This is a genomic window from Microbacterium sp. 67-17, from assembly GCF_001898325.1.
GTDB classification, from domain to species: Bacteria; Actinomycetota; Actinomycetes; order Actinomycetales; family Microbacteriaceae; genus Microbacterium; species Microbacterium schleiferi.
Genome location: NZ_MKTR01000012.1, coordinates 168,828 through 180,742, shown reverse-complemented (window position 1 = coordinate 180,742; position 11,915 = coordinate 168,828). Strand labels below are relative to the sequence as shown.

The following is an 11,915-nucleotide window of genomic DNA, read 5'->3' as shown; positions in this document are numbered from 1 at the left end:
GTAACAAGGTGAAGACGCGCGTGTCAATACTTCGCCCGGCGATCGTTTCGGGTCGATTCCGGTGCATACGATGACGGTGTCCTACCAGCATCAGGAGTACCCATGGCCCAAGGCACCGTGAAGTGGTTCAACGCCGAGAAGGGATACGGCTTCATCACCGTCGATGACGGTCAAGACGTGTTCGTCCATTACTCGAACATCGACATGACCGGTTTCCGTGTTCTCGAAGAGGGACAGAAGGTCGAATTCACCGTCGGGACGGGCCAGAAGGGCCCGCAGGCGGAGTCGGTCCGCGTGGTCTAGAGACCGCGTCGACTGAGTTTCCGAAGAGACGGATGCCGCGGCATCCGTCTCTTCGTCGTCTTCGTCGCGCGCGGCTTGCACTCCCCATGGGCGAGTGCCAGAATGGGTTAGCACTCCAGATCGGTGAGTGCTAAGACCTAGCCCCGTCCGGGAGGGACGACACACATGGCAAAGATGATCGCTTTCGACGAGGAGGCCCGTCGCGGCCTCGAGCGCGGCCTGAACACCCTCGCCGACGCCGTCAAGGTGACGCTCGGCCCCCGCGGCCGCAACGTCGTGCTCGAGAAGAAGTGGGGAGCCCCCACCATCACGAACGACGGCGTTTCGATCGCCAAGGAGATCGAGCTCGACGACCCGTACGAGAAGATCGGAGCGGAACTCGTCAAGGAAGTCGCCAAGAAGACCGACGACGTCGCCGGTGACGGCACCACGACCGCAACCGTGCTCGCTCAGGCGCTCGTGCGCGAGGGCCTGCGCAACGTCGCGGCCGGCGCCGACCCGATTTCGCTCAAGAAGGGCATCGAGAAGGCCGTCAAGGCCGTCACCGATGAGCTGCTCGCTGGTGCTAAGGAAGTCGAGTCCAAGGAGCAGATCGCCGCTACCGCGTCGATCTCTGCAGCTGACCCCGAGATCGGCGCCCTGATCGCCGAGGCCATCGACAAGGTGGGCAAGGAAGGCGTTGTCACGGTCGAGGAGTCGAACACGTTCGGCACCGAGCTCGAGCTGACCGAGGGTATGCGCTTCGACAAGGGCTACCTGAACCCCTACTTCGTGACCGACCCCGAGCGTCAGGAAGCGGTCTTCGAGGACCCCTACATCCTGATCGCCAACCAGAAGATCTCGAGCATCAAGGACCTGCTGCCGATCGTCGACAAGGTGATCCAGGACGGCAAGGAACTCCTGATCATCGCTGAGGATGTCGAGGGTGAGGCTCTCGCTACCCTCGTGCTCAACAAGATCCGTGGCATCTTCAAGTCGGCTGCCGTCAAGGCTCCCGGCTTCGGCGACCGCCGCAAGGCTCAGCTGCAGGACATCGCGATCCTCACGGGTGGCCAGGTCATCACCGAAGAGGTGGGCCTCAAGCTCGAGAACGCGACGCTGGACCTCCTCGGCCGCGCCCGCAAGGTCATCATCACGAAGGATGAGACCACGATCGTCGAGGGTGCCGGCGACGCCGCGCTCATCGAGGGTCGCGTGACTCAGATCCGTCGCGAGATCGACAACACCGACAGCGACTACGACCGCGAGAAGCTGCAGGAGCGTCTGGCCAAGCTCGCCGGTGGCGTTGCCGTCATCAAGGCCGGAGCTGCGACCGAGGTCGAGCTCAAGGAGCGAAAGCACCGCATCGAGGACGCCGTTCGCAACGCGAAGGCAGCCGTCGAGGAGGGCATTGTCCCCGGTGGTGGCGTCGCTCTCATCCAGGCAGGCAAGAAGGCGTTCGAGACTCTCGAGCTGACCGGTGACGAGGCAACGGGCGCGAACATCGTGCGCGTTGCCATCGAGGCGCCGCTGAAGCAGATCGCCCTCAACGCGGGCATGGAGCCCGGTGTCGTGGCCAACAAGGTCTCCGAGCTCGAGCCCGGATTCGGCCTCAACGCCGCGACCGGTGAGTACGGTGACCTGTTCGCGCAGGGCATCATCGACCCGGCCAAGGTGACCCGCTCGGCTCTGCAGAACGCCGCGTCGATCGCCGCGCTGTTCCTCACAACCGAGGCCGTTGTCGCCGACAAGCCCGAGAAGGCTCCGGCCATGCCCGCCGACCCGTCGGGTGGCATGGACTTCTGAGTCTGGCTGCATTTCACGCCGAAGGCCCCTCCCGTGTGGAGGGGCCTTCGGTCGTTTCTGGTGCGATCAGCGGAACAGGCCGAGGGTCATCTGCTCGGCATCCGCGTACTGGTGGCCCGCGGCCTCGAGGGCGACCCCGATCGCGCCCAGGGCCTCTTCGACCTGAGCGTTGGCTGCTCGCCACTGGTCGATGACGCCGGCAAAGGCAAGGGATGCTGCGCCGGTCCAGTGCGATTGCAGGCCGGTGAGCTGGGCGAGCATGGTGTGCGTCTCGGCGCGAACGCGGTCTGCGGTGGCCCGCACACCAGCCGTTGCGGCAAGCACTGCATCGCTGTCGACGGAATATATGGCCACAGGAACCTCCCGGTGTCGTGAGTGTTGACGACACGGTACGGTCGCGGCTCTAGCCGAATCGCCGGCCGACTATCACGCTCGCACAGGCCACCGGTTTGAGCATCCTGGGGAGGAGCCCCTCGAGGTCGACGCGGCTCAGGCCGGTGGTTCGCTCCGTAGATCAGCGGGTAGTCGGTCCAGGGGCTGCGTTTCGAGGAACGCGTGCTCGGCTGGATCGATGTGCCTCGCGAGGGGGAACCCGACGCGGAACGTTGCGCCGCCGCCGGGGGTGTCCATCACCCGGACCGAGCCGTGCAGCGATTCCACGATGGAGGCGACGATCGACAACCCGAGACCAGATCCGCCGGTCTCTCGCGTGCGCGAGGTGTCGGCGCGCCAGAACCGCTGGAAGATCTTGTCTTTGATCTGGTCAGGCACCCCTTCACCGTGGTCGACGATCTCGATCCAGCCGGACTGCGCCGCGGCATCCACCCCGATGCGAAGCTCGATGGGGGAGTCCTCAGCGGTAAACCGGCGAGCGTTTCCGATGAGGTTCGTGATCACCTGTCGGATGCGGTTCTCTTCGCCGAGCACGATCGGGGGGAGCGCAACCGGCGCCGACGACGACGGCCCGAGGTCCAGGGGCCCGATGACGATCTGCTCGGTGGTCGGTGCCGTGCCGCGCGCGTCTCTCGGGCGGCGACGCAGCAGGATGGAGCCGGCGCGGCTGAAGGCCGACCGTGGGCGTTTGGGCGTCTCGAGGGTGTTGGTTTCGGTTTGCGGAGCCGGCCTTTCAGTCGGTTCGACGATGGTCGTGTCGATGACCGCAACCGGCCGCTGGGGGGAGGCGGCGCGAACATCGAGGGCTGCGTCCCGCGCGAGCGGTCGCAGGTCGACCGGGGCGAACTCGATGTCTCGGCGCTCGTCGAGCCGGGCAAGGGCCAGCAGATCCTCCACGAGCAGGCCCATGCGCATGGCCTCTTTCTCGATCCGTTCCATCGACTGCGCGACGTCTTGGTCGGTGCGGATGGCCCCCATCCGGTACAACTCGGCGTAACCGCGGACGGTGACCAGGGGCGTCCGCAACTCGTGCGACGCGTCGCCGACGAACCGGCGCATCTGGCGCACCGTGGCATCTCGCTGGGCCAGCGCTGCGTCGATGCGCCCGAGCATGGCGTTGATCGCGGTCTTGAGTCTGCCGACCTCGGTGCCGGGGGCGATGTCTGTCATGCGCTGACCGAAATCGCCGGCCGCGATCTCCATCGCCGTGTTCTCGACCTGGGTGAGGCTCCGGAACGCGAGCGTGACGAGCAGCCGGATGGCGATGGCGCCGAGCACGACGGTGATGACGGAGAGGATGCTGTAGATGCCGAGATAGGTCGCGAGGGTCTGAGTCACCGTTGTGAGCGGAACCGCGATCATCTGCGTGTAGAAGACCGTGGTGCCCTTGACCTCGATGAGAGCGGATGCCGCGCGGAATTCCGTGCCCGGGATCGTTCCGGGGATCGTGAACGGTTCCTGCTGCTGGGCTACCGAGGTCTCGGTCGGCAGGTATTCGCTGGGAAAGTCGGGCTCATTGATCTGTCGTCCGCCGCCGGCGCTCGCAATGAAGTCCCCATCCTGGTTGTAGATGGCGACGAAGTAATCGGTCGGAACCGACTCGGCCTTCGGAACGAAGGCGGGATCAGCGAGAAGGTCGATGTCGAATAGTGCGCTCACGCCCGCGCCCGCGAGCTGCGACACCTGCGTGTCGACGCTCGCCAGAAGTTGGCTGCGCAGGAACACCGTCGTGCCGATGCCGGTCGCGATCAGCCCGAGAGCCAGGATCGACACGGCAACGCCTGTCACCTTGGCGCGCAGGCTGAGGCTGCGCCACCACCCGGTGACGGCGTCGGTCTTGTCTGACGTTGTGCTCACGCCGACTCCGACGGATGCCTCACGCCGACTTGCCCGCCTTCAGCATGTAGCCGAATCCACGCTTGGTCTGGATGAGCGGCTCGGATGAGTACGGGTCGATCTTGCGCCGCAGGTACGAGATGTAGCTCTCGACGATGCCGGCATCCCCGTTGAAGTCGTACTCCCAGACGTGGTCGAGGATCTGCGACTTCGAGAGCACACGGTTCGGGTTGAGCATCAGGTAGCGCAGCAGCTTGAACTCTGTCGGACTCAGGTCGATCGAGACATCCCCGACCGAGACATCGTGCGTGTCCTGATCCATCGTCAGCTCTCCGGCGCGGATGACGGACTCTTCGTCGGTCTGCATCGTGCGACGCAGGATGGCCTGGATGCGTGCGACGATTTCATCGAGACTGAAGGGCTTGGTGACGTAGTCGTCTCCGCCGGCGTTCAGACCCGTGATCTTGTCTTCGGTCTCGTCCTTGGCTGTCAGGAAGAGGATCGGGGCGGTGTACCCGGCGCCGCGCAGGCGCTTGGTGACGCTGAAGCCGTTCATGTCGGGGAGCATGACGTCGAGCAGGATGAGATCGGGTTCCTCTTCGAGGACTGCCGAGATCGTCGAGGCGCCGTTGGCGACTGCCTTGACCTGATAGCCGGCGAACTTCAGGCTCGTCATCAGCAGGTCTCGGATGTTCGGCTCGTCGTCGACGACGAGGATGCGGGGTGCGCTCATGCCCCCATTATCGTGATTCCGCTGGTGTGGATGCTGGATATCGCGCGGATCGGCGGTTTCCCTTGTCACGCAGCGAGCTTGTCGGCATCCAGGATCGTGTAGCTGTAGCCCTGCTCGGCGAGGAACCGCTGCCGGTTCTGAGCGAAGTCCTGGTCGACCGTGTCGCGGGCGATGAGGGTGTAGAAGCTGGCAGTGTTGCCCGACTGCTTGGGGCGCAGAAGCCGGCCGAGGCGCTGCGCCTCCTCCTGCCGGGACCCGAACGACCCCGACACCTGAATGGCGACGGATGCCTCGGGCAGGTCCACCGAGAAGTTCGCGACCTTCGACACCACCAGCACGGGGATCTTTCCCTCGCGGAAGCCGCGGTAGAGCTCCTCGCGCTCATCGACCGGGGTGGCGCCCGTGATCTGTGGGGCATCCAGCGCCCGCGCGATCTCGTCGATCTGGTCGAGGTACTGTCCGATCACGAGGGTCTGTTCGCCGGCGTGCCGGGCTACGAGATCCTTCACCACGCCGATCTTCGCGGGGGCGGTGGCTGCGAGCCGGTAGCGTTCGTCATCCGCCGCCGCCGCGTACTCGAGCCGCTCGCCGGCCGGCAGGTCGACGCGCACTTCGTAGCAGGCGGCGGGGGAGATGAAGCCCTGCGACTCGATCTCCTTCCACGGGGCGTCGAACCGCTTGGGGCCGATGAGGCTGAACACATCGCCCTCGCGGCCGTCTTCGCGCACGAGCGTCGCCGTGAGCCCCAGTCGTCGACGAGCCTGCAGGTCGGCGGTCAGCTTGAACACGGGGGCGGGCAGCAGATGCACCTCGTCGTAGACGATGAGACCCCAGTCCAGGGCATCGAGCAGCGCCAGATGCGCGTACTGTCCCTTCCGCTTGGCCGTGAGGATCTGGTAGGTCGCGATCGTGACGGGCTTGACCTCTTTGGCCTGCCCCGAGTACTCGCCGATCTCTTCGGGAGTGAGGCTCGTGCGCTTGAGCAGCTCGTCGCGCCACTGCCGTGCGCTGACCGTGTTGGTGACCAGGATCAGCGTCGTCGTCTTCGTGTCGGCCATCGCCCCGGCTCCCACGAGCGTCTTTCCGGCCCCACAGGGGAGCACGACCACTCCCGAGCCGCCGTCGGTGAACGCGTCGACGGCCTGCCGTTGGTACGGGCGCAGGTGCCAGTCCTGCTCGGCGAGGTCGATCGGATGCGGCGTGCCGGGTGTGTAGCCCGCGAAGTCTTCGGCGGGCCAGCCGATCTTCAGCAGCTCCTGCTTGATCTGCCCGCGCGCCCAGGCATCGATGACGTACGTGTCGGGGGAGGGATGGCCCACGAGAAGGGGGTGGATGCGTTTGTTCTTCGTGACCTCGGCCAGCACCGCGGCATCCGTCGACCGGAGCACAAGCGCGGGCTCGTCGGATCCCGCGACCGTGTCACGCTCGATCACGAGGCGTCCGTAGCGCCCGACGGTCTCGCGGATGTCGATCGCGACCGACGGTGGCACCGGGAAGCGTGTCCACCGGTCCAGGGTTCCCAGCATGTCTTCGGCGGTGTGTCCGGCCGCCCGCGCGTTCCACAGGCCGAGCCGTGTGATGCGGTACGTGTGGATGTGCTCCGGAGCGCGCTCGAGTTCGGCGAAGATCGCGAGTTCGTGGCGTGCGGATTCGGCATCCGGATGTGCCACTTCCAGCAGCACTGTCCGGTCGCTTTGCACGATGAGAGGGCCGTCAGCCATAGCGATCCAGTCTACCCGCGAGGTGACGGTGCGGACGGTTCTCAGGCCGGCGAGACGTTCACGATGGTCGAGATCGGGAGGGTGCGCTCCACGTCGGCCCCTCGGTCTCTACCGCGGAGGCGACCACCGCCGAGCCCCGTGGCCTCCAGCGTGAAGGTGCGCGTCTCGGCGGCGCTGATCTGTGCCGTGACCACGATGATCGACTTCGTGCGCACCGCCTGCTCGAGCTCGCGCTCAAGCCAGGCGGCGTCGCCGTCGCCGCCCGAGGCGCGCAGCGAACCGATCAGGCGCGCGTAGACGTCGACCGCCGGTGCCGCGGATGCTGTCTGCGCGGCGGTTCGGCGCCGTAGCGACTCGGGTGCTCCGTGCTCGTCGAGCGCGACAACAGGGTAGCGCGCATCGGCCAGCGCCCAGAACAGGTGATCACGACCGACCCGGCTCACGAGCACATCGCCGTGGCGCACCAGGCCGACGGGGCGCAGGGCCTGGTCGATGACGACGAGATCGAGCAGGTGCGCATCGCTGCTCTCGACGATCGTGTTGGGGCTCGCGGCATCCGAGCGGACTGTGATCGAACCGTGCCGGGAGGCTGTCGTTTCGATGACGTAGTCCAGCGGCTGGGGAATCCCCGTGAGCGACAGCTCGCGCAGAAAGGCGCGGATGGACTGGGCGCTCTCTCCGTCGGTGAGGCCCGCCCCGATCGACTCAGCCGTGAAGCGGTACGTCGAGGCCTGCGCGCGGGATTCGCGCCGCGCGATCCTGCGCAGGCGCAGGTCAAGCCGCGGGGCAAGGGGGCCGGGAGCGACAGCGGTCAGGTCAGCCTGGAGGTAGATCCGGTCGATCTCTGCGGGGAGGGCATCGCGCAGCGCATCAGTGTCGATGGCTGTGCCCTCGACGAGTCCGCGCGACCAGGGCGGAACCGTTCCGTCTGCCGCGAGGATGCCCCAGCGCTGCGCCGTCTGCCGCAGCGCTGCCGCCCGTGCCGGCCACTCCGGGCTCAGCGGATACGTGCTCGCCCAGTCGGCAGGGTCGATGATTCCACCCTGCGGGGCGCGCAGGCCCGCCGGCAGATGGCGGCGATAGCCATCGGCGATTGCAGTCCACCGGGCGACGGTGCCGCCATCCAGCCACTGTTCGCCCGCGGCGGTAACCACGAGTTCCCGCCCGATCGGTGTGAGCAGCTCGGCTGCCAGACCTGCGGCGATCAGATCGTCGAGGTCTTCGGGCGCGCCGATCGCACCCGACTCGGTGAGGCGCTTGCGGTCTGCGGCGCTGACGGCGCCTGCGCCGGTGAGAGTCAGCGGAACATGCAGGGCGGCCAACAGCACGTCGGCCAGCGACGCGGATGCCGTGAAGATCCGCTCTGCGGCGCTCGCCGTCTCGGCTGCCGAAGCGGGGGCGGTCCCGGGCGACCCGCTCGCGGTCGCGGCAACGTCGGCGGGCGGATCCGCGAGACCGGAGGTGCTCGAGAGCGCAGCGATTCGCTCCTGTACCGGGGCATACACCTCGCCGCCCGGGCGGGCCAATCCCCAGGCCACGATCGTCCCAGGAGCGACATCGCCGGCGCCCGCGGCGACAAGGGCGGCCAGTTCGCGACGATCGAGCCGTGCCAGCGCCCGGTCTATCGACGCCGAGTCGAGCAGCGCCTCGGCGGCATCGAAGAAGTCGCGCCAGGATGCCGCGGGCGAGACGCCACGCCGAGTGAACAGATCAGCGAGGGCGTTGTCATCGAGCGATGCCAGCCAGGTGGCGAGGGTTCGCTCGTCGCCCGCCATCTACTCGCTCCGGTTCGCCCGCGCCCTTCGCACGAACGTCATGATCAGCACCGTCAGCAGCATCGCGAACGCGAGGATCGGGGCGACGTAGACGATGATCCCGACAGCGGGCCACAGGCCAGTGCTGAAATCGGCGTGCGACGCGGAGCCGATGAGAATCGCGAAGAACGACAGAACCGAGAGCGCGAGCAGTCCGAGAGACATCGACGCGAGCACGCGATCGATTGTGCGAACCGGAAGGTCGCTGCCAGGGCTGCGCGTGCTCATCCGCCCCAGACTACTCCGTCGCGGTGCTCTAGGCTTAACCGGGGATCGATCGGTCCCTGCGTCACTCCTGCCGCCCAACTGCGGCGCCGTTCAGAACGAGGTTTCCCATGCCCACCGGCAAGGTCAGGTTCTACGACGAAGAGAAGGGCTTCGGCTTCATCTCCTCCGACGAAGGACAGGATGTCTTCCTTCATGCCACCGCGCTGCCCGCTGGGGCGACGGTGAAGGCCGGCACGCGCCTCGAGTTCGGTATCGCCGACGGAAAGCGCGGTCCGCAGGCGCTGTCGGTGCGGGTGCTTGAGGCGCCCGCCAGCCTCGCCAAGCGTTCCCGCAAGCCGGCCGACGACATGGCGATCATCATCGAGGATCTCGTGAAGCTGCTCGATGGTGTCGGCGGGGACCTGCGACGCGGTCGCTATCCGAGCAGCGCACACGGTGCGAAGGTCGCCGCCGTGCTGCGCAAGGTGGCCGATGAGCTCGACGCCTGATCCGGCGCTGCTTGCCGCACACGACCTCGCCCTGGCGGCGTTGCACGAGATCACTCCGGCGGCGACGGTCGGCCCCGCGGCCGGGTACACGGTTGAGGCCGATGGCGTCGTCTCCCTCCGCTTCGAGACGACGCTGCCGGGCTACCCGGGGTGGTTCTGGACGGTGAGTGTCGCGCGGGTCGACGACGAAGAGCCGACAGTTCTCGAGGCTGAGCTGTTGCCCGGCGACGAGGCGCTGCTCGCACCGGAATGGGTGCCGTGGGCGGTGCGTCTGGCTGATTACCAGGCCGCTCAGGCGGCGCTGGCTGCCGAAACGGCATCCGGTGACGAGGATCACGACTCCGACGAGGTTGACCAGGGCGAGGACGCCGACGACGAGGACGACGACCTCGATGATGTCGATGATCTTGATGCCGACGACTTCGACGAGGACGGGTCGCGGCTCCTGCACAGCGGCGACGTCGACGGTGTCGACATCGATGAGCTCGACGACGACTCGAACGACGATCTCGACAGCGACCTCGACGACGACGCTGACGACGATCTCGACAGCGGCGACGAGGACCTCGACAACGCCGACCTCGACAACGGTGACGAGGACTAACCTGCGGGGATGACTTCGGATGCCATTGCCCCGCGCCGCATTCACGTCTCGGCCGCGGTGATCACCGACGCTGAGGGGCGGCTGCTGCTCGTGCGCAAGGCCGGGACCACGGCGTTCATGCAGCCCGGCGGTAAGCCAGAGCCGAATGAGACCCCCGCCCAGACGCTCGTGCGCGAGCTCGCCGAGGAGGTCGGCCTCCGGGTCGGCTCCGACGCACTGGAGGCGCTTGGCAGCTTCGCGGCGAGTGCGGCCAACGAACCGGGCTTCGAGGTGGTCGCCGACGTTTTCCGCGTCGACATCGGCAACCAACGGCCCGAACCGGCTGCCGAGATCGCCGAGCTGCGATGGGTCACCGCCGGCACGGCATCCGGGATCGAGATCGCCCCGCTCGCCCGCGAGTACTTTCTGCCCGACTGACCACGCCGCTCCCTGCGCCCCAGGACTTCGCGCCTTCTCGGTGTCCCGGACACACCGGACGGCGTCTGCTGCCGCGGACTACCAGGAGCCCTTGCGGTAGTCCTTCAGGAAGACGCCGAACAGGTCTTCACCGGCCTCGCCGCGCACGATCGGGTCGTACACCCGCGCCGCCCCGTCAACGAGGTCGAGGGGAGCGTGGAAACCCTCCTCCGCAAGGCGCACCTTTGTGAAGTGCGGCCGCTCGTCAGTGATCCAGCCGGTGTCGACCGCGGTCATCAGGATGCCGTCGGTCTCGAACATCTCGCGAGCGCTCGTGCGGGTGAGCATGTTCAGCGCGGCCTTGGCCATGTTGGTGTGCGGGTGGCCGGGGCCCTTGTAGCCGCGGCCGAATACGCCCTCCATCGCCGATACGTTGACGATGTACTTCCGTTTCGCGCTCGATGCAGCCATCGCCGAGCGCAGGCGGCTCACGAGCAGGAACGGCGCGGTCATGTTGGCCAGCTGCACCTCAAGCATCTCGAGGGGCTCGACTTGGTCGACGTGCTGGGTCCAACTGTTGATGCGGTCCTCGTCGGGGATGAGTCCGCCTGCGTCGATCGCGGTGCCGGTTTTCAGGCGTTCGATCGACGCGGAGCCGGCCGCCATCGCCTCCGCGGTGAGTTCATCGGCCGTGCGCGCGGCTGGAGCGAGGATCGGGTGTGAGGATACCGACTGCGCGAGCGCGAGGGGATGGGCGTCGTTGGTGCGCCCGAAGGTGACGAGCTCAGGCAGAGGTCCATCGGGGAGCGGGGCAAGCTCGGCCTCCACCAGGGGCCCGTAGGCCCCCGGCGAGCGACGCACGGTTTGGGCTGCGTTGTTGATGAGGATCTCGAGTGGGCCCTCGGATGCCACCGAGTCGGCAAGGCCGATCACCTGGGCGGGGTCGCGCAGGTCGATGCCGACGATCTTGAGGCGGTGGATCCAGTCGGCGCTGTCGGGCAGCGACGAGAAGCGGCGCACGGCATCGCGCGGGAAGCGCGTCGTGATCGTGGTGTGGGCGCCATCGCGCAGCAACCGCAGCGCGATGTACATCCCGATCTTGGCGCGGCCGCCGGTGAGCAGTGCTCGTTTGCCGGTGAGGTCGGTGCGTGCATCGCGCTTCTGGTGGCTCATCGAGGCGCAGTCTGGGCACAGCTGGTGATAGAAGGCGTCGACGAGCGTGTAGTCCTGCTTGCAGATGTAGCAGGCGCGTGCCTTGATCAGCTCGCCGGCGAAGGGCATCGAGGTGCGGGCAGCGAGCGGGATGCCGCGCGTCTCGTCGTCGATGCGGTCGGGTGCGCCGGTCGCGGTGGCGGCGACGACCGCGCGGTCGGCCTCGGCGATGCGCTTGCGCTTCTCCTTGCGCGATTGCCGCTTAACGTCCTTGTAGAGCTTGCCGGTCTGGCGACGCAGGGCAATGTAGGCCGGGTCTTCGGGGTCGAGCGAGGAGGCGGCGTCGATGACGCGTAGTGCGATCTCGAGTTCAACCGGATCGATGGATGCCGACTGCTCGGCATCGCGGCCTGGGTTCAGCAGAGTTTCGGGCACGAGGCAGTGTATCGGAGCGCTGCTGGA

General features: G+C 67.1%; 12 protein-coding genes. 5 read left to right on the top strand and 7 right to left on the bottom strand.

The genetic code is table 11. The annotated features are described in order from the left end of the window. Window positions 1–102 precede the first annotated feature (102 nt). Both BGO47_RS04915 and groL read left to right on the top strand, forming a co-directional pair. On the top strand, window positions 103–303 hold the full coding sequence (locus tag BGO47_RS04915) for a cold-shock protein (RefSeq protein ID WP_228176859.1): 201 nt from the start codon (window positions 103–105) through the stop codon (window positions 301–303). A gap of 165 nt (window positions 304–468) precedes the next feature. Continuing rightward, a complete protein-coding gene (groL, locus tag BGO47_RS04910; protein ID WP_292709105.1) occupies window positions 469–2,088 on the top strand; it encodes a chaperonin GroEL in 1,620 nt (539 codons plus the stop codon). A 66-nt stretch (window positions 2,089–2,154) separates the two neighbouring features. Here the strand turns inward: groL and BGO47_RS04905 are convergent, their stop codons facing one another. The 6 genes from BGO47_RS04905 to BGO47_RS04880 form a co-directional block, all read right to left on the bottom strand. Beyond that, window positions 2,155–2,442 (bottom strand): WXG100 family type VII secretion target, encoded by a 288-nt coding sequence (locus BGO47_RS04905; RefSeq protein ID WP_292709103.1) that lies wholly within the window; start codon window positions 2,440–2,442, stop codon window positions 2,155–2,157. 135 nt (window positions 2,443–2,577) lie between these two features. Then, window positions 2,578–4,338, bottom strand: a complete 1,761-nt coding sequence (locus tag BGO47_RS04900; RefSeq protein ID WP_292709101.1) for a HAMP domain-containing sensor histidine kinase — start codon at window positions 4,336–4,338, stop codon at window positions 2,578–2,580. Window positions 4,339–4,357: 19 nt separating this feature from the next. Then, window positions 4,358–5,050: a response regulator transcription factor gene (locus BGO47_RS04895; RefSeq protein ID WP_228176863.1), complete on the bottom strand. Its 693-nt coding sequence runs from the start codon at window positions 5,048–5,050 to the stop codon at window positions 4,358–4,360. Between the two features lie 65 nt (window positions 5,051–5,115). Next, window positions 5,116–6,771: a DNA repair helicase XPB gene (locus tag BGO47_RS04890; RefSeq protein ID WP_292709098.1), complete on the bottom strand. Its 1,656-nt coding sequence runs from the start codon at window positions 6,769–6,771 to the stop codon at window positions 5,116–5,118. Between the two features lie 41 nt (window positions 6,772–6,812). Further along, window positions 6,813–8,546, bottom strand: coding sequence for a helicase-associated domain-containing protein (locus BGO47_RS04885; RefSeq protein ID WP_292709096.1), 1,734 nt, complete (start codon window positions 8,544–8,546; stop codon window positions 6,813–6,815). After that, window positions 8,547–8,813 carry a multidrug ABC transporter ATPase gene (locus BGO47_RS04880; protein WP_292709094.1) on the bottom strand — a complete coding sequence of 89 codons (267 nt, stop codon included), beginning with the start codon at window positions 8,811–8,813 and terminating at the stop codon, window positions 8,547–8,549. Between the two features lie 107 nt (window positions 8,814–8,920). On the opposite strand from BGO47_RS04880, the gene BGO47_RS04875 reads away from it, so the two are divergent. Genes BGO47_RS04875 through BGO47_RS04865 form a run of 3 tightly spaced genes read left to right on the top strand, consistent with a single transcriptional unit; the run spans window position 8,921 to window position 10,322 of the window. Then, complete coding sequence (locus tag BGO47_RS04875; protein ID WP_228176867.1) at window positions 8,921–9,301, top strand: cold-shock protein; 381 nt, start codon at window positions 8,921–8,923, stop codon at window positions 9,299–9,301. Continuing rightward, the gene (locus BGO47_RS04870; protein WP_292709091.1) at window positions 9,285–9,905 is read left to right on the top strand and encodes a DUF3027 domain-containing protein; all 621 of its coding nucleotides are present in this window, start codon (window positions 9,285–9,287) and stop codon (window positions 9,903–9,905) included. Before BGO47_RS04875 ends, BGO47_RS04870 begins: the two co-directional genes overlap by 17 nt. 9 nt (window positions 9,906–9,914) lie before the next feature. Beyond that, window positions 9,915–10,322, top strand: coding sequence for an NUDIX domain-containing protein (locus BGO47_RS04865; protein WP_292709089.1), 408 nt, complete (start codon window positions 9,915–9,917; stop codon window positions 10,320–10,322). 78 nt (window positions 10,323–10,400) lie between these two features. Here BGO47_RS04865 and BGO47_RS04860 read toward each other — a convergent pair whose 3' ends face one another. Beyond that, window positions 10,401–11,888, bottom strand: a complete 1,488-nt coding sequence (locus tag BGO47_RS04860; RefSeq protein WP_292709087.1) for an SDR family NAD(P)-dependent oxidoreductase — start codon at window positions 11,886–11,888, stop codon at window positions 10,401–10,403. Window positions 11,889–11,915 lie beyond the last annotated feature (27 nt).